Here is a 17128-nt window from a genome sequence, read left to right as displayed (position 1 = left end):
CCACCCCGCCGGTGGAAGCTCTGGTCGCTACCTCGTCCCGCGCTGTGTTACGTGCTCGGGGTCGATGCTGTCGCGCTCATGATCACCGCCTTGTCGGTCGCTTCGACGGTCTCCGGCGGCGTCGGTCACGCCGAGTGGCTCGCGTTCGGCGTCCTGACCGCCGCGTCGATCCTGCACCTGGAGTCTGCCCGCGGAATCGAGCGCCGACGCGAGATGGCCGCGAACACCTCGCCGTACACGAACCTGAAGAGCCTCTGGGTGTTCGCCGGCCTGCTGCTGCTCCCGCTCAGCCTGGTGGTCGCGCTGATCGTGATCTCGTACAGCTACTCCTGGCTCCGGGTCTACGGACGGACGATCGCGCACCGCAAGGTGTTCTCGGCCAGTACGTTCATCCTGGCCAGCGCGGCCGCCGCGGCCACCTTGCGGGCCGGCGGCCTGCTCACCGAACCGCGCGTGCCGACCGGCCCGTGGGAGCTCGTGGTGGTGATCGGCGCCACGACGATGTGGTGGCTGGTGAACTTCGCGCTCGTGATCGGCGCGATCCTGCTGTCGTCGCCGGACACGACCGCGCGGAGCGCGCTGGGCGATCTGTCGGATCAGCTCGTGGTGGTCGCGGGCCTCGGCCTGGGCGTGGCCGTCGCGGCGCTGCAGGCGTCGTACCCCTGGGTCGTTCCGATCCTGATGGTGACCGTGCTGACCCTGCACCGCGACCTGCTGCTACCGCAGTTCCAGCGCGCCGCAGGGACCGATGTGAAGACCGGCCTCGCCACACCGGCGTACTGGGCCAATGCTGTGCCCGCGGAGCTCGCCCGCGCGCAGTCCCTGCGCAGCAGCGTCGGCCTGCTGATGCTGGACCTCGACAAGTTCAAAGAGATCAACGACACGTACGGGCACCCGGCCGGAGACCAGGCGCTGCGCGCGGTCGGCGAGAGCATCCGCGCCGAGGTCCGCCAGGGTGACCTGGTTGCGCGCGTCGGCGGCGACGAACTCGCGGTACTGCTGCCCGGTGCGTCCGAGAGCGAGGTACTCGAAGTGGCCGGGCGGATCCGGGACCGGCTGAGCGCACTGAGCGTGGCGGTGGAGTCCACCAACGTGAAGAACGCTGTGATCACGGGCGTACCGGCGTCGATCGGCGCCGCGGTCTACCCGGACGTCGCCGAGACCATGGACCAGCTGATCCTCGCCGCCGACGACGCCTTGCTCAGCGCGAAACGCGACGGCCGCAACCGCATCGTCGCCGCTCGCCCCAGCCCGCCCGGCAATACCGAATCAGTCTCCGGCTGAGGAGATCCGGATCAGCGCCTTGCCGCGGAGGGTCCGGTTCTCCAAGGCCCGGTGGGCGTCGGCCACGTGGTCGAGGTCATAGACCTTGTCCACAACGGGTTTCAGGTCGCCGGCGGCTGCTCGGGTCAGGACGTCGCCGGCGGTGACCTTCGTGGTCGTCGAATCGGCTCGGAGGTCCATGATGCCCTTGACCGTGATGTTGCGGCGGTCCGCTTCGGCCGGGTCGATGGGCGCGAAGTTGCCGGACGGCGCGCCGTGGGCGGAGAACCACCCGCCGTCCTTCGTGACGGTGAAGGCGGTGGCACCGAGTTCGCCGCCGGCGCCGTCGAAGACGATGCCGGCGCCCTTGCCGTTCGTTGCCTCCAGCACCAGTTTTTCCCAGGACGGTTTGCCGTAGTCGATCAGTACGTCGGCACCCTGGGCCTTGCTCAGGGCTAGCTTCTCGTCGCCGCGGGCGGCCGCGATCACGTGCGCGCCGGTCCGGTGGGCGAGCTGGATGAGGAGCAGACCCATGCCGCCGGCGGACGCGGTGATCAGTACGTCCTGACCGACCATCGACGGGGCGAGTTCCTCGAGCATCAGCGCGGTGAAACCGTCGCCGTACACCGCGACCGCGGTCTGCAGATCGAGTTCCGGCGGGACCTCGACGTCGGGGGTGAGCAGGGCGAGCTCGGCGTGGCCACCGAAGTTCGCCGGGCGGCCGACGACGGTCCTGCCGATCCAGTCGGTGCCGACGCCGGGGCCGACGGCGCGGACCCGGCCGCCGAGGTTGCTGCCGGCGACGTACGGCGGCTCGACGTCGAAGAACTTGCCGTGACCGCCGCGGCGGATCGCGGTCTCGACGAAGATCACGTCGGCGACCTGCACCTCGACCAGCACCTGGCCCTCGCCGGGGACCGGGTCGGGTACGTCGCGGGTCTCGATCACTTCCGGGCCGCCGAACGCGGTCACCACAGCTGCACGCATGTCCGTCCTTACGGGTTGGGAAGTTCCAGCGTGCAACCTCAACGTTGGTTCAGGTCAAGTTTCTGTCGGCGGCGCGGCGTACTCTGCGGGTCATGTTCGACGCCGTCTTCGTCCCCGCCGACCCGCCGCGCGCGGGCCGGCTGGCGTTGTACGGCGACCTCACCGGGGAGGCGGCCGACGGGACGGTCGACCTGGTCCTCCCCCGCGGTACGTCGGTACGCCGGACGACCGTGCCCGCGCGGCTGCTCACGATCGACGAGGTCCTCGCGCGGCTGACCGCGCCGGAGGAGCCTGCGGCCGGCAGCTGGGCCGCTTGGCGGGCTGCCGGCCTGGCGGGGTTGGTGTTGATCGGCCGCGGGCGGCTGGTGCCGGACCGGAGCGCGGACGGGTACGGCGCGTGGCGGGTCGCCCCGCTGGATCCGATCGACCGCGCCTGGCTGCGGAACCTCAGCGCCGCGATGCCGGCGTACGGGCATGCGCTCCCGTTGGAGAACACGCGGCCGGTACGCCTGATCGAGCCGGAGCACCTGATCCGGGCGTTCTGGGACGCGCTCGCGGACACCCTGGTCCGGACGCCGGCGGCCGCGGTGGCGACGCGTCCAGGGGCAGCGCCGTTCGCCGCGCTCGAACCTACTGCGCTCCCCGGCCCGACGGCTTGGCTGGACGAGACGGCGCTGGCCGAGCAGGCAGGCACACGCCTCGTGCTGCGTGTCGAGCCGCCCGAGTCCGAGGAGGACTTCCGCGCGGTGCTGCAGTTGCGGAGTGGGGTGGATCCGAGTCTGCTCGTGGATGTCGCGGACATGTGGAACGCGCCCGCCGCCGTACTGACCGCGCTCGGGGAACGCGCCGAGACCGACCTGCTGCTGGCGCTGCGGCGAGGTGCTCGGGTCTGGCCGCCGCTCGGTTCCGCGCTCCAGGACGCCGCGCCGGAAGAGATCCCGATCGACGACGCCGCGCTCGAAGAACTCGCCGAAGGCAGTCCCGAGCTGGAGGGCGCCGGGATCGAGGTGCTCTGGCCGACCGAGCTGTTCGCCGGACAACTCGCCCTCCGCGCCACCGCCGGAACGCCGACGCCGGGCGCGGTCACCGGGCCTGACTTCAGCCTCAACGACCTGGTGGCGTTCCGCTGGCGCCCGACCCTCGACGACCAGGAGCTGACCGAGGCCGAGGTCGCCGCACTCGCGGAGGCCAAGCGCCCGATGATCCGGATGCGCGGGCGCTGGATGCGCGTCGATCACGATCTCGTCCGGCGCCTGCGCAGCAACGGCTCGGCCCGCAAGCTGACCGGCGCCGAGGCGCTCGGAGCCGCGCTGACCGGGACGATCGACGTCGACGGTGAGCTCGTCCCGTTCGACGCCGACGGCTCGCTCGCGCAGATGCTCTCCCGGCTGCGCGCTGCCGACGAGCCGGCGCCGTACGCCGAACCCGCCGGCCTTCGGGCGACCCTGCGCGACTACCAGCGCCGTGGTGTGGCGTGGATGGCGCAGCTCGCCAACCTGGGCCTCGGTGGCTGTCTCGCCGACGACATGGGTCTCGGCAAGACGATCCAGGTGATCGCGCTCCACCTGCAGTTGAAGGGCCGCGGCCCGACGGTCGTGGTGTGTCCGTCGACGCTGCTCGGCAACTGGGAGCGCGAGTTCGAACGGTTCGCCCCCGACGTACCGACGCGTCGCTACCACGGCCCCGGTCGGACCCTGAGCGATCTCGCTCCGGACGAGGTCGTGCTCACGACGTACGGCGTGGTCCGCCAGGATCACCACCAGCTCGGGGAGATCGCCTGGGGCCTGACCGTCGCGGACGAGGCACAGCACGCGAAGAACCCGCTGTCGCGTACTGCCCGCGCGTTGCGGACGTTGCCGTCGGCAACCAGAATCGCGCTGACCGGGACGCCGGTGGAGAACCGGCTGTCCGAGCTGTGGTCGATCCTCGACTGGTCGGCGCCCGGGCTGCTCGGCACGCTCGACCGGTTCCGCCACGACGTCGCCGTACCGGTCGAGCGGTTCCACGACGAGGAGGCGACGGCGCGGCTCGCCCGGGTGACGCGGCCGTTCCTGCTGCGCCGGAAGAAGAGTGATCCCGGGATCGCGCCGGAGCTCCCGCAGAAGACCGAGCACGACGTCGTCGTACCGCTGACCACCGAGCAGGCCACGTTGTACCAGGCCGTCGCGAAGGAGACGCTCGCCAAGATCGAGGAAGCGTCGGGGATCGCGCGGCGCGGGCTCGTACTGAGTCTGCTCACGCAGTTGAAGCAGGTGTGCAACCATCCGGCACAGTTCCTGCACGAGCCCGGTCCGCTGGAGCGGCGGTCCGGGAAGCTCGCGGCCCTCGACGAGCTGCTCGACGTGATCCTGGCCGAGGGCGAGTCGGTGCTGATCTTCAGTCAGTACGTCGAGATGTGCCGGCTGATCGAGGCGCATCTGGCCGCGCGGCAGGTGCGGACGTTGTTCCTGCATGGTGGCATCGGGGTACGGAAACGCTCGGAGATGGTGGAGCAGTTCCAGGCCGGCGTGGCGCCGGTGTTCCTGCTGTCGTTGAAGGCGGGCGGGGTCGGGCTGACGCTGACGCGAGCCACGCATGTCGTGCACTACGACCGCTGGTGGAATCCGGCGGTGGAGGATCAGGCGACCGACCGGGCATACCGGATCGGCCAGGATCAGCCCGTACAGGTGCACCGGCTCGTCACCGAGAACACGTTGGAGGACCGGATCGCGACGGTCATCAACAGCAAGCGCGATCTTGCCGATGCTGTGGTGGGATCGGGTGAGGCGTGGTTGAGCGAGCTGTCGGACGCGGAGTTGACCGAACTGGTGGAGCTGTCGACAGGGCCGGCCAAGTCCGGGTCGGCGAGTGCGTACAACCCTTCCGCGGTGGGGAAATCCGATGCCTGACGACGAGCGGCGGCAGTGGTGGCGGTCGAAGGAGGAGGACGCCGGACTGCCCGCTGCGCGCGGGCCGGGCAGCAGGCGTTCGTTCGGCGCGACCTGGTGGGGGCGCGCGTGGTTGGAGGCGCTGGAGCAGCGGGCCCGGCTCGACCCGGGGCGGTTGTCGCGCGGGCGGTCGTACGCGCGGCGCGGGAGCGTGCTCGAGCTGACGGTCAGCCCGGGCGAGGTCGAGGCCGTTGTGCAGGGCAGCCGCGTCACGCCGTACCAGGTGACCGTGCGGATCCGCGCGTTCTCGGCAGACGAATGGGACGCCGTACTCGACGTCGTGTCGGCGCAGATCGGGCGGGTGGCGGCGCTCCTCGACGGGGAGCTTCCGCCTGAGGTCGTGGACGACGTACGCGCGACCGGGCTGGACCTCCTGCCCGGCGCCGGCGAGGTCCTGACGAACTGCAGCTGCCCCGACTTCGCCGTACCGTGCAAGCACTCCGCCGCAGTCTGCTACCTGGTCGCCGACGCCCTCGACGACGACCCGTTCGCCCTACTCCTCCTCCGCGGCCGCCGCAAGGATGAACTCCTCGAAGCCCTCCGAGCCCGCCGCGGCGGATCGGCGGCTCCACCGACGCCGCCTCGCACCCCTGCACCCGCAGGCATCCCAGCCATCGCCGCCTTCAATGCCCGATCGGCGGCCGTGCAGATTCCGACGCCGCCGCGACCGCTCGCGGCGCCCGGCGTACCAGCCGCCGTGAAGGTGCTGGACCCGCCGCGCTCATCTGGAGTCGACGTACGCGACCTCATCGCACTGGCCACCGACGTTGCCCGCCGAGCCTGGGAACTGGCGTCGGGCGACACCAACTTTCCACTCACCTACGAGGAAGACCTGGCCCGCCGAGCCGCCACGCTCCTCGGCACGCCACAACTGGCCGACCTCGCACACCGCGCCGGAGTCTCCGCCCGCGAACTGACCACCTGGGCCACCGCGTGGCACCACGCCGGCCCCGGCGGCCTAGCTGTCACGATCGACGACCCGTACGATCCACCCCCCGACGCCCTCACCGACGCCCTCGCAGTCCTCCCCCAGGCAGTTGCCGAAGCGAACCGCATCACCGCCGGCAAGCTCCAACTCCGCCTAGGCCAAGACAACCTCTGGTACCGCTTCGACAACCACTTCAACGACTGGACCCTCACCCGCGAACCCGCAGCGGACCCTAATACCCTCCTCTAGAACACTTTCCTGGGGAGGAACCACAATGCGCCGCCGAGCGACGATCACCGCTGTCCTACTGCTTGCATTGCTCGGCTGCGACCCCCACACCACCAAACAAGCCGCTCCAACCCCAACCGGCAACCTGTGCGAGCGCGTACGCCCGACACTCCCCGGCAACTGGACCACCGAGGACGGCGAACCCGGTGTCGCAGCACCGCTCTCGGACGTCTGCACGCTGGTTGATCGTGATCAAGCCGCACACCGGATCCGGGTGCTCCTCTCCATCCTCCCGGTCACCGACACGCAGGCCGCCAAGCTCCGTAAGGACGACGAGGCATCGGCGGCTGCAGGTAACTACGCCGCGAAGGTCAGCGACGGTGGACTGGGCAACGGTTCGTGGGCGCTCGATCCAGCGGCGGCCGCACCATGGGTCGTCTTCCGCACCGGCGGTCGTCAGGTCCGGCTCAGTGTCGCGAACGCAGGCGCCGGCACGATGGATGAGCTTCGATCGATCGCCCGATCCATCATGGCGCTGGCCGGTGGCCTGCCCGCTGCTCCTGCCATGATCACCCGGCCGGAATGCGCCGGTGGTACCGCGGCGGCAGAACGAATCCTCGGTACGAAATCCGTGCTCCGGCGAGATGCCCTGGTCGACAAGCATCTCTCGTGCCGCTGGGCGTCTGCGATGCGCTCCGTCGCAACCTACGCCGGCGGCGACAGCAGGATCGACTTCGGCTATATCAAGGACGGCGCGACCGGCGGGCAGCCCTGGGCCCATCGCGTGACCGTGGGCGTTGAAGGCTGGCAACAGGACGATGGATTCCTGATCTTCAGGAGCAGAACGGACCAGTACGTAACGGTCGTCTCTCTCCCCTACCAGGAGATGCGGCCGGTCCCGATCGTGATGCTGGCGCGGGCGATCGCGCCCGCCTACTCCTGAACGTTGCGGGCGGCAACGAATGCCTGAGAGATGCGGGTGATCAGGTCGTACGGGATGGGTTTGTCGAAGGGGAACTTGAGGGTGCCTTTGCCGGAGCGGTACGGGGTTAGGTCCTCGTCGATGGGTGGGATCGGGTAGAGGGCGAGGTGGGACTTCCAGGCGGAGAAGTGCAGTAGGGAGGTGCCGTCGAGGGTGATGGTCGGGATCTGGTAGCTGATCTTTTCGCCGGCGCCGGGGACGGCCGCGTGGATGGTCCGGCGGACGTTCTCCAGCACCTCGCGTACCTCGGGAGGGAACGTCGCGATGTACTCGTCCACGGTCTCCATCTGACTATCCTGCCGCGGGACGCCGCAGCGCTGTGTGTTCCTCGAGGGCTGCGACCAGGTGTTCGGCGATCTTCGCGTGGCCGGTGACGGTCGGGTGGACCTGGTCGGTGCAGTCGTCCTCGGTGATCCAGCCGGTCGAGTCGACGAGGACCACGTTCGGGTCGTCGAGGGTCTTCACCGCAGCCTGGATCGTGTCCGCGTGCTTCCCGCTGAACGGCGTCACCGACACGATCGTCGTCGACGGGTACGCCGCGCGCACCCGCCGTACGTACTCCGCGTACTCCTCGACGTCCAGCGTCAGGTCGTTCACGCCGAGGTTGATCACGACCACGTCCGGCGCCTCGACCCGCTCGGCCGGCGAGCCCGCGAAGTTCCACCCGAACGACTCGAGCCCCGGCGGCACCTCGCCGTTCCCCGGCCTGCTGATCCCCTGCCGGCCGAACCCGACCTGGTACGACGTGGCGCCGAACGCCCGCGCGGTCAGGTATGCGTACGAGGTCGTACCGTCTGCGCCGTCCGACTCCGGGTGGTTGCTCAGCGACAGCACGCCCTGCGTGATCGAGTCGCCGTAGAACTCCAGCCGCGGACCACCCGGCCGCCCGATCAGCCGCAGTACGGACCGGGCGTCGAGCACGAGACCGGCGAACACGACCGCGCATTCGAACGGCGGGTTCCAGCGGTTGACGTGCTCGTTGACGTCCTTGACCACCACCGTCACCCGGTGCTGGCCCTCGGGCTCCGACAGTTCGATCACCGGCCCGTCGACCACGTGCAGCTCCGGCTCACGGTCGTCGACAGTGACCCAGAGGTGCGGCGCGACCGTGAGACCGTCGGTGTCGAAGAGCAGTTGGAGCCGCTCCCCGGCGTACCAGAACGAGATCCGCGAACCGGAGTTGACCGTGATCGCGACGCCGGGCTGGTGGCCCCACTGGCCCTCCAACACGATGCGCGGGTCGGACGGGGCGACGACCTGGCCAGGCTCGAACGTCACGGGCACTCCTTCTGTTGTCGGCGCATCTATTGTGCGTCACCACCCTTCCTTCCGAGCCCGCGCCTCGAACAGCAGGATGCCCGCGGACAGCGCGACGTTCAGCGAGTCCGCCTGCCCGAGCATAGGGATCGACACCGCGTCGAACCCCTCGTCGTGCCACGCCCGCGACAGCCCCGAGCCTTCCGAGCCGACGACGAACGCGGTCGGACCGTCGTACTGCGGGACTCGGTACGTCCCGGTCGCCGCCGGGTCGGCGAGGTGGACGCGGAACGCGTGGCTGCGCAACCACGCCGCCGCAGCCGGGATGTCGCCGAACTCGACGATCGGCGTGGACAGGACGGTGCCGCGGCTCGCGGAGTACACGGCCGGATGGGTCGGGCGGGCGCGGCGGCTGGTCAGGACGAGGCAGTCCGCGTTCGCGGCGTCGGCCGTACGGATCAGCGTGCCGAGGTTGCCGGCGTACTCGACACCGTCGGCGACCAGGACGAGGGACCGGTTCGTGAACCGGAACGCCTGCGGCCGCCATTCGGGCAGCCGGGCGATCGAGATCAGGCCCTCGGGACGGGTCTTGCGGGCCATCCGGGAGAGCAGCTTCGCGGAGATGCGGTACACCTCCGTGGCCCGTCCGGCGAGGTTCGTGATGTCCGGCGGACCGGCCTCCGGGCACCAGAAGAGCGCCTCGATGGTGGCGGACGTGGTCAGCAGGCGGTCGTGTTCCCACGTTCCTTCGACCATGATCCGGCCGGGCGAACCGTCCTTGCGCAGGGCGAGCAGGTCACGGACACGGGGGTGCTGCGCGCCGATGGGGCGGGCAGAAGGATGCACAGTCATGTGCAGGCTCCGTACGGAGAGAATCAACAAGCGCGCCGGGGACACGACGGTCCACTCCGGCGGGGCGACACCCGTGGGTGCCGTGGTACTGACGCGGCCTTCCCGACCGCGTCAGCCAAGGATTCTCATCACACTCCGGATGGTAGGCAGCCGTACGGCCGCCGTCATCCGGTTTTCCACAGGCTGCTGGCGGGTGGGTTTTGGTCTGTCGGTGCGGGTGGTTAGAGTCCTTTTCTCACGGGAGGGAGTACGGATGGACGCGACACTGCTCGATGCCGAGGCCGAAGCGGCTGTGCTGCGCGTCTACCGTCAGGTCTTCGCGGTGCTGGCCCGCGAGTCCGGCGCGATGATCGTCGATCCCGACCTGCTGGACGTCGACCAGGCGATCCTGGACGCGTTCGCGGAGGCCGGCAGCGACGGGCTGACCGTGGAGCAGGCCACGCTCGCCTGCCGGGCGTATCCGCACGATGTGATCGTCCGCCGCTTCGACGTGCTGCGGCAGTACGGCGCGATCACCAAACTCGTCGACCGGCCGAACGAGCTGCGCCACCGTGCCGCCTTCGCGCCGTACGTGATGCTGATGTTCCTGCGCCGGATGTCCGTCCAGGGCGGTCAGGCGGAACTGCACCAGCTGCTCACGCTCGAGGCGCACAGCGTCAGCGACCCGCAGGCGACGGCCGACGACGGCAAGGCGTCGGTCGAGCGGCTGACGAAGGTGTTCCGCCTGCTCGGCAACGAGCTGGCGATCCTGGTCTCGACGAGCACCACGGCCCAGCTCCGCGAGAACGCGCAGCTCGCGTGGGGCAACGAGCGCCTGATCGAGCAGGCGGAGAAGGTGCACCGCCTGGTCCTGGACCGCTGGCCGACGCTGCATCGGGACTGTACGTCGCTCCGCATGGCCCTGGCCGCGTACGCCGACGCCGTCCAACTGGCGGCCGGCCGTCTGGTCGAGCGCGCGGGTACGACGCGGGCGCTGGGGTTGCTGCCGATCGAGACGTGGCTGACCTTTACGCGGGGCAGCGCGCCGGAGACGCTGGCCGCCGTACTCGACGGGCTGTTGTTCGACGCGGCCGCGCCGGACTTCTCCGCGCAGACGATGGTCGAGGCGGTCGAGACGGGCCGCCGCAGCGGGACGGCCCGGATGGCGCCGCCACGCCCGACCGCGGATCAGGACGCGCCCGAGTCAGCCGCGGCGACTGATCGGGAGGACCTGCGCCGCGAGGCGGAACGGGTGCTGGCCGGGCGTACGTCGGTCGACATCGTCGAGGTGGTGGACGAGGCGGGCGACTGGATCACGGCCCGGCGCGTCCTCGCCGAGCTGACCGCGGCGCACCTGCACGACGAACTGGAGTACGAGCTGGTCTGGTCGGACGGGATGCGCATCGACCCGTCCGCGGGAACGCCATGGGCGACCGAGGGCGTGTTCCGCCGGGTGGTGTCGTGAGTACGGAGGCCGTCGAGCGGCGGCTGTACAACGCGCTCTGGTGGGCGAAGGTGCAGTCCACCGGGCCGATCGTCGTCGATCCGGACACTCCTGCGGTCGCGGGACTGACCCGGGCGACATCGGGCGACACGGTCTGGCTGGTGCCGACGCTGCCCTCCGGTGCCGGTCACGGCGTACTCGAGGAGCTCGGCGCTGCGCCGGTCCCGGTCGAGCTCCCCAACGAAACGGCCCGGCTGCTCGCGATCTGCGTCGCGTGCTGCTGGACGGACCGCAGCGCGCCGGCCTGGCCCGGCACGACCGGGACGCTCGCGCAGATCAGGTCCGTGTACGCCGGAATGCGCGGCCGCGCGGAGCAGCCGAGCGACCTGACGCTGATCATCGGCAGCCTGCGCCGCCTGCACGCCACCCATTGGCTCCTGTGGGACGAGAAGTCCGCCGAGGTCCGCCTCGGCCCGCGTGTCATCACGTGGACCGCCGCGGATCTCTCCACACTTCGCGACCTGTGCCGTCACCTGCCGGAGCCGCCGCCGGCAGTGCTGCCTACCGAGCCTGCCGAGCCTGCCGAGCCTTCAGCAGACGATGCCCTCCCCGACGAGCCTGATTCGGAGGCGTCGGATGACTGACCAACACGCGTTGTTCGACCCCCTGCTGCAGGACCTCAGCGATCGTTCGCGGGACGAGGTGCTCGCGGCCTTCAGCGCGGTGCAGTACGCCGCGCACCCGGTCGCCGAAGTACAGATGGCAGGTCTGCGCGACGTCACGCTTCGCCGTCAGGTGCAGCGGATGCTGAAGCTCATCGGCCGCACGCTCGTCCACGTCGACGGCACCCACTGGACCGCTGGGTACGACGACGACATCGCCGCGAGCCTCGCCGCGCAAGGCTGGCAACCGCTGTCGGTGATCGACCGCGCGGTGCTCGTGCTGGTGCTGATCCACTCGGTCGCGATCCCCCGCAGCGAGGGCATCCTGACCGGCGACAGCTGGAAGTCAGCACGGCCCACCACGGTCGACGAACTGCGCACAACCAGGATCAGCGGCGAGGAACGCCGGCTCGCGCTGCAGCGGTTGCGTGCCGCCGGGTTGATCCAACTGTCGGGCGATCACTCCGGCGGGCCGTCGTACATCCCTGGTCCGCAGTTGCAGCGGCTCACACCGGCCGCGCGTCGTCGTCTGCAGGACCAGCTCATCCTCGCCGCCGCCCCGGCCAGCCCGATCGCCGAAGCCATCCGCGCCCGTCACGGCGTCCCTTTGGAAGTGGGAGATGAAACATGAGCGCCGCTGAGGACGGGCCGTTCGACATCCTGGGGTCGAAGGTTCTGCTGGGCGTACAGGTCGTGGACCTGTCCCGGCTGTCCACCCACCCGATCCCGATGATCGGCCGCGGCCTGATCACGGTGGCCGGCCAGGGCCCCACCGACTCCAACGGCGCGGGCAAGTCGTCGTGGATCGCCGCCCTCAGCCTGCTGCACGCGGACGACCAGTGGCGGTTGACCAGCGGCGCGCCGGGCGCGGCCGAGTTGCTGTTCACCGCCGAGGCCGCCGGCCAGGAAGGCAACTGGTCGAACGTCGACCGCGGCTACATCGTCGGCGTGTTCTCCGACGCCGATCTGACCGACCTCGACGAGATCGAGGCGGCCGCGGTCACGGTGTGGATCCGCATCAACCGCAAGGCGTCGTACATCGACCTCCGCTGGAAGCACGGCCTGCACATCCCGTACGGCGCGACCGAGGCCGAGCGTGCCGCGGGCGCCGACGCGTTGTGGGCCGCTCTCCCGCACTCGAACGGCCGTACCGACTTCCACGCGAACAAGCTCTCCCAGGTGCTGTACGGCGGACAGGTCCGGTGCGTCTCGTTCCTGTCGACGTCCGTGCGATCGAGCCCGACCGCGAACCTGCTGGCCGAGCCGCTCAACGAGCTCGGCCCGGCCCGCATCTTCAACGCGATCGCGACGCTCACCGGTCTTGATCACGAGCTCGAGCAGGAGCAGGCGCATCGCTCGGCCGAGCACACACAGCGCGAGGCGACCAAGCAGGCGACGACCGACCTGCAGCGCTGGGAGCAGGAGATGGCGACCGTCGAGGCCGGCATCCTGCAGCGGGCCGCCGCCCGCGAGGCCCTGGCCGCGGCGAAGGAGTCCTGGCAGGCGCGGTCCGCCCGGCACCTGATCGACGGCTCCGCGCGGAACACCGACATCCTCCAGGAGCTGGCCGCGCTCGACGAGCGGGTCGCCGAGCAGGAGGCCCGCAAGGAGGCGATCGCCACCGAGATCGATGCCTTCGGCAACGAGGAGAACCTGCTCCGGGACGTCCAGCTGACCCGCCAGGAGCGCGACAAGTTGGACGCCCGCGACCGCGAGCTCGACCTCGCGCAGCGTTCGGTGCGGGAGCAGTTGGAGCGGCTCGGTCAGGAACACCGCCGTTTGCTGGACGCGGGCCGATCGGCCGACGGCCGGGACCTGGCGGCGGCCGGCGAGGAACAGGACGAGGCCCGCGCTGTGCTCGAGGAGCACATCGGTCGCGACCACGCTGCGCGTTCCGCGGTGGACGCCGCGACGGCCGAGCTGCGTGAGGCCGAGAGCGGTCAGACGGTATCGGCGCCGCAGCAGCAGGTCCTGGAGAACGCCGGGATCGAGTGCGGGGCGCTTACGGACATCACCGAGTTGCCCGCCTCCGACCGGGCGGAGTGGGAGCCGCGACTGGCGCCGTACCGCGAAGCCGTTGTCATCGACTTCGGCGATGCGACCGTCGCCGCGAGTGCGCTGGCCGACGCGGGGTACTCCGGTTTCCTGCTGGTGCTGGCAAATCGGCCCGGTGCCTCCCGGAACCATGGACCGAAGTCGGCGGACAAGCGCTTCGTACTGGACGCGTTCTTCGCCGCGATCGGCGAGCGGGCGACCAAGGACAACATCGACGACGTCGCCGGCGTGGTCGCGGTCGGCCAGTTCGACGAACCGATCACCGGCCGGACGGCCCGGATCGAGGCGGCCCGGCGCCGCGTCGAGGCTGCGGTCGAGGCCCGTACGATTGCCTTGGCCGCGCTGGAGCAGGCCCGTTCGCGGGTCGAGCAGGCAGAACGCCGTACGGCGGCCGCCCGCGCGCTCGCCGACGCCGAATCCGTACAGGAGCAGATCCTCGCGCTCCGCGAGACAGTCGACCGGCACGAGACCGACCGCGACTCGCTCGCACCGCAACTGCAGGCCGCGAAGGAGTCCGCCGAGGCGGCCGCCGGGCAGCAGCTCGTCCGCGACGAACGCCTGAAGAACCTCGAGGCGACCCGCCGCGACCACAACCGCATCCTCGACGAGCTCACCGCACGCCGGCTCGCACTGCGCGAGGAGCAGAGTGCGCTCGACCTCACCACCCGGACGTCCGCCTGGGGCGGCACCCCCGCGGAGGCGGAGGAGTTCCTGCTCGCGCTCCCCGACGACGCGCAACGTCGCACGACGTCCGACTGGAACCACCAGGCCTGCACGCAGCTCGACGACGTCATTCGCCGCTGCTTCCCGAGCGCACGCTCACGTGAAGAGATCCCGGCCGAGCTGTGGGAGATCCTGAACGGCCCTGACGGCTGGACGAACGGCACTCTCAGCGATCGTGTCGGCCTGGTCCCGGCACTGCATCGGACGCTGAGCAGCCACCTCGCGCAGCACGAGACGTTTGACAGCCTCCAGCAGCAACAGATCGCCAGCCAGCGCGCCGAGCGGAACGCTGCCCTCGAACGCGCCCGCGAGGGCCTCGACGAGGCGGAGAGCACTGCCCGCGCCCACCGCGCCTCGCTCGCCGACGGAATCAAGGCGCGGCTGCGGCTCGTGTCGCAGGAGTTCGACCGTCTCGACCAGCAGTACGGCGGGTACGGCGCGAAGCTCGAGTTCCCGGAGCCGGACCCGCCCGCGGAGCCCGACAAGCCGTGGCGCTGGACGGTCACGCCGAAGTGGCGGCGATCCGAGGGCGGCCCGTTCTCGGCGTTCAACGTGAAGGGCAACACCGCCCAGATGGACGAGAAGGCCGTGAAGCTGGTGTGCGCGGCCGCGCTCGCCGGCGGGTCGGATCGTCCGCTGCTGCTGATCCTCGACGAGCTCGGGCGCAACCTGGGCTCGCAGCACCGGCGCGAGGCGGTGGCGCTATTCGAGCAGATCGGCCGCGACCGGAACATCACCGTGATCGGCGCGCTCCAGGACGACATGGAGCGGTACGCCCTCGCCTCCTCCCGGTTGTACGTGAAGCTCCGCCGGAGCTCGGACACCATGCCGTACAACCAGGCGCCCGTGGTGAAGGGCAACGAGGACAACTCGGCCCGGGTCGAACTGCTCCGCGAGTGGATGACCTCGTACCGCGGCTCCACCCCGACCCTCGAGCTGGCGTCGCCGACCCTCACGGCTTGACACTTGTCCAGATTTCGACACGTGCTTACCAAAAGAGGACCCCGGTGCAGACCTAGGACCCGGGAGTGCAGCAGTATGGTGCGGTGACTTTTCCGGAGAGCCGCCGTACCCGCTCGCAGCGAGGGACCGGAACTCTGGTCAAGCGGTCGCATCACGGCGTACCGTCACCTGCATCCGGCATGTCACGCACTGACACAACGGCACCTCCGCCGAATCGGCCGCCTCATGATCGGAGGGCGTGAATGGCATCCTGGCTGCTCCGCGCCCAATGGTCACACCGTGACGAGTCCGTCGAGCACCGCGCCCTCCGCGTCGGTCGCACGCTGACGGCCGTCGCCGTCGCCTTCCCCGACGTCCACAACTGGACACAGGACGAGCGCTGGGGATTCCACGTACTCGAGGCCGACGGCTCGACGCCGCTTCAGGAGATGGTCGAGGCCACGACGAAGGTACTCGCCAACGGCACGAGCACCACCCGGCTGCACCTGCAGAGCACCGGCGAGCTGCCCTGGCTGTTCGATCTGTCCATGGGCGGCACCATGACGACCGTCTCGGACCAGCTCACCCTGCACTGGAGCGACGAGGACGCGCTGCAGCAGTCGGAGCGGTTCGCGCAGGTCCTCCGCGCGGTCGTGACGATCTGGGAGCCGCAGTGGGCCAGCATCGCCGACACGGAACTCGCCGCCGCAGCGGGTGTATTCCGCCGCGGGATCCCGATGATGGGCTGGCTGACGTACGTCCGCGGCATGGTCGCCGGCGCCCCGGGTATCGACATCACCCTGACGCCGTACGAACGCGGCACGCTCCTCCAGGCACCGGTCTCCCCCATCGACCTGACCCCGGTACACATCTGCGCCGCGGCCGCCCTGGTCGGCATCGCCCCCGAGGCATAGCTGCCTGGGAGTCCAGTTAAGGCTTGATCGCCCGGGTGGCGAAGTAGCCAGGCATGTACTGGGCGGTGGCATCCGCGTGGTGCGGGGCTTCGTCGAAATGAGTCAGCGTGAAGCCCGCCGCGAGCTGTCCACCGATCTGCCCGCTGAGCGTGTGACTGTATTCGATCGGCCCGGTCCCGTACGACCGCTGGCGCTCGGACTCCGGGAGATCAAGGCTGCTGAACGGGAGCTTGTGGCGCACTACGAGCTCACCCCGTTCATCCATTGCCGCGACGTCGAAAATGAAGATGTCAGGGTTCAGGAACCCGGCCATCAAGATTCCGCCCGGCCGCAACACGCGAAACGACTCCCGCCAGACCGGAGCCAGATCCGGGCAGAACACGTTGGACACCGGGTTGAACACGACATCGAAGCTGGCATCGGGAAATACGCTCAGGTCGCGCATGTCACCGAGCACGGTACGGACAGCGAGTCCCTCGCGGGTGGCGACCTCTCGATCGCGGTCCAACTGCCGCGGCGAGTTGTCCAGCACCGTCACGTCCGCGCCGGCCGCCGCGAGCACCGGCCCCTGCTGCCCTCCGCCGGAAGCAAGGCACAGTACCTCCGCACCCGCCATCTCATCCGGAAACCACGCGCGCGGCACCGCCTCGTACCCGATCAGCACAACAGACCAATCACCGGCCCGCGCCCGCGCAATGACCTCCGGCCCAGCCGGCTTGGTCCACTCGTTACTGTTCTCCACCTCGCGGTCCCACGCAGCCCGGTTGTACGCCACGGGATCAAAACTCTCACTCACAACCGCAAAGCTTATGGCAGAAAGTCCGCCCACGCGCTCCGGTTACGTCCTCGCGCGAAGGCGTGCTTGGAGGCAAATGTTAAGGGCCACCCCCGTGGGGGTGGCCCTTAACAGTGTGAATGTCCGGCGGCGTCCTACTCTCCCACGACCTCCCGGTCGCAGTACCATCGGCGCTGAAGGGCTTAACTT

Annotated in this window: 14 protein-coding genes; 9 read left to right on the top strand and 5 right to left on the bottom strand. The window is 70.0% G+C overall.

The features are described 5' to 3' along the window. Positions 1–78 precede the first annotated feature (78 nt). Positions 79–1284, top strand: coding sequence for a diguanylate cyclase (locus ACFYRU_RS39190; protein ID WP_387668948.1), 1206 nt, complete (start codon positions 79–81; stop codon positions 1282–1284). Here ACFYRU_RS39190 and ACFYRU_RS39185 read toward each other — a convergent pair. Beyond that, positions 1270–2250, bottom strand: coding sequence for a zinc-binding dehydrogenase (locus ACFYRU_RS39185; protein ID WP_387668945.1), 981 nt, complete (start codon positions 2248–2250; stop codon positions 1270–1272). The two genes, ACFYRU_RS39190 and ACFYRU_RS39185, sit on opposite strands and share 15 nt — an antisense overlap. A gap of 92 nt (positions 2251–2342) precedes the next feature. On the opposite strand from ACFYRU_RS39185, the gene ACFYRU_RS39180 reads away from it, so the two are divergent. From ACFYRU_RS39180 to ACFYRU_RS39170, 3 genes are read left to right on the top strand one after another with little or no spacing between them, the layout of a single operon-like run. Beyond that, positions 2343–5138 (top strand): DEAD/DEAH box helicase, encoded by a 2796-nt coding sequence (locus ACFYRU_RS39180; protein ID WP_387668943.1) that lies wholly within the window; start codon positions 2343–2345, stop codon positions 5136–5138. After that, positions 5131–6354 carry an SWIM zinc finger family protein gene (locus tag ACFYRU_RS39175; protein WP_387668941.1) on the top strand — a complete coding sequence of 408 codons (1224 nt, stop codon included), beginning with the start codon at positions 5131–5133 and terminating at the stop codon, positions 6352–6354. Before ACFYRU_RS39180 ends, ACFYRU_RS39175 begins: the two co-directional genes overlap by 8 nt. A gap of 25 nt (positions 6355–6379) precedes the next feature. Further along, a complete protein-coding gene (locus tag ACFYRU_RS39170; protein WP_387668938.1) occupies positions 6380–7276 on the top strand; it encodes a hypothetical protein in 897 nt (298 codons plus the stop codon). Here the strand turns inward: ACFYRU_RS39170 and ACFYRU_RS39165 are convergent. The 3 genes from ACFYRU_RS39165 to ACFYRU_RS39155 are packed head-to-tail and all read right to left on the bottom strand — an operon-like array spanning position 7267 to position 9424. Continuing rightward, complete coding sequence (locus ACFYRU_RS39165; protein ID WP_387668936.1) at positions 7267–7602, bottom strand: iron chaperone; 336 nt, start codon at positions 7600–7602, stop codon at positions 7267–7269. The genes ACFYRU_RS39170 and ACFYRU_RS39165 overlap by 10 nt on opposite strands. Positions 7603–7606: 4 nt before the next feature. Further along, positions 7607–8593: an SGNH/GDSL hydrolase family protein gene (locus ACFYRU_RS39160; protein WP_387668935.1), complete on the bottom strand. Its 987-nt coding sequence runs from the start codon at positions 8591–8593 to the stop codon at positions 7607–7609. 36 nt (positions 8594–8629) lie between these two features. After that, a complete protein-coding gene (locus ACFYRU_RS39155; protein WP_387668932.1) occupies positions 8630–9424 on the bottom strand; it encodes a TrmH family RNA methyltransferase in 795 nt (264 codons plus the stop codon). Positions 9425–9677: 253 nt separating this feature from the next. Between ACFYRU_RS39155 and ACFYRU_RS39150 the strand changes: the two genes are divergently transcribed. The 5 genes from ACFYRU_RS39150 (at position 9678) to ACFYRU_RS39130 (ending at position 16143) form a co-directional block, all read left to right on the top strand. Then, positions 9678–10868: a hypothetical protein gene (locus ACFYRU_RS39150; RefSeq protein WP_387668930.1), complete on the top strand. Its 1191-nt coding sequence runs from the start codon at positions 9678–9680 to the stop codon at positions 10866–10868. Next, the gene (locus tag ACFYRU_RS39145) at positions 10865–11491 is read left to right on the top strand and encodes a hypothetical protein (protein ID WP_387668928.1); all 627 of its coding nucleotides are present in this window, start codon (positions 10865–10867) and stop codon (positions 11489–11491) included. The genes ACFYRU_RS39150 and ACFYRU_RS39145 overlap by 4 nt, the downstream gene beginning before the upstream one ends. Then, positions 11484–12140 carry a hypothetical protein gene (locus tag ACFYRU_RS39140; RefSeq protein ID WP_387668927.1) on the top strand — a complete coding sequence of 219 codons (657 nt, stop codon included), beginning with the start codon at positions 11484–11486 and terminating at the stop codon, positions 12138–12140. Before ACFYRU_RS39145 ends, ACFYRU_RS39140 begins: the two co-directional genes overlap by 8 nt. Further along, positions 12137–15250 carry a chromosome segregation ATPase gene (locus ACFYRU_RS39135; RefSeq protein WP_387668925.1) on the top strand — a complete coding sequence of 1038 codons (3114 nt, stop codon included), beginning with the start codon at positions 12137–12139 and terminating at the stop codon, positions 15248–15250. Before ACFYRU_RS39140 ends, ACFYRU_RS39135 begins: the two co-directional genes overlap by 4 nt. Before the next feature lie 242 nt (positions 15251–15492). Further along, complete coding sequence (locus ACFYRU_RS39130) at positions 15493–16143, top strand: hypothetical protein (protein ID WP_387668922.1); 651 nt, start codon at positions 15493–15495, stop codon at positions 16141–16143. 16 nt (positions 16144–16159) lie between these two features. On the opposite strand, the gene ACFYRU_RS39125 is transcribed toward ACFYRU_RS39130, so the two are convergent. Further along, positions 16160–16918, bottom strand: coding sequence for a class I SAM-dependent methyltransferase (locus ACFYRU_RS39125; protein WP_387668920.1), 759 nt, complete (start codon positions 16916–16918; stop codon positions 16160–16162). Positions 16919–17128 lie beyond the last annotated feature (210 nt).

It is taken from the genome of Kribbella sp. NPDC004536 (assembly GCF_042873835.1).
GTDB lineage: Bacteria > Actinomycetota > Actinomycetes > Propionibacteriales > Kribbellaceae > Kribbella.
This window is presented reverse-complemented; position numbering and strand designations above follow the sequence as displayed.

Bases quoted from the DNA above. Each gene is read 5' to 3' on its own strand.
- ACFYRU_RS39190 (WP_387668948.1), top strand. From the start codon at position 79: ATGATCACCGCCTTGTCGGTCGCTTCGACGGTCTCCGGCGGCGTCGGT.
- ACFYRU_RS39185 (WP_387668945.1), bottom strand. From the start codon at position 2,250: ATGCGTGCAGCTGTGGTGACCGCGTTCGGCGGCCCGGAAGTGATCGAG.
- ACFYRU_RS39180 (WP_387668943.1), top strand. From the start codon at position 2,343: ATGTTCGACGCCGTCTTCGTCCCCGCCGACCCGCCGCGCGCGGGCCGG.
- ACFYRU_RS39175 (WP_387668941.1), top strand. From the start codon at position 5,131: ATGCCTGACGACGAGCGGCGGCAGTGGTGGCGGTCGAAGGAGGAGGAC.
- ACFYRU_RS39170 (WP_387668938.1), top strand. From the start codon at position 6,380: ATGCGCCGCCGAGCGACGATCACCGCTGTCCTACTGCTTGCATTGCTC.
- ACFYRU_RS39165 (WP_387668936.1), bottom strand. From the start codon at position 7,602: ATGGAGACCGTGGACGAGTACATCGCGACGTTCCCTCCCGAGGTACGC.
- ACFYRU_RS39155 (WP_387668932.1), bottom strand. From the start codon at position 9,424: ATGACTGTGCATCCTTCTGCCCGCCCCATCGGCGCGCAGCACCCCCGT.
- ACFYRU_RS39150 (WP_387668930.1), top strand. From the start codon at position 9,678: ATGGACGCGACACTGCTCGATGCCGAGGCCGAAGCGGCTGTGCTGCGC.
- ACFYRU_RS39140 (WP_387668927.1), top strand. From the start codon at position 11,484: ATGACTGACCAACACGCGTTGTTCGACCCCCTGCTGCAGGACCTCAGC.
- ACFYRU_RS39135 (WP_387668925.1), top strand. From the start codon at position 12,137: ATGAGCGCCGCTGAGGACGGGCCGTTCGACATCCTGGGGTCGAAGGTT.
- ACFYRU_RS39130 (WP_387668922.1), top strand. From the start codon at position 15,493: ATGGCATCCTGGCTGCTCCGCGCCCAATGGTCACACCGTGACGAGTCC.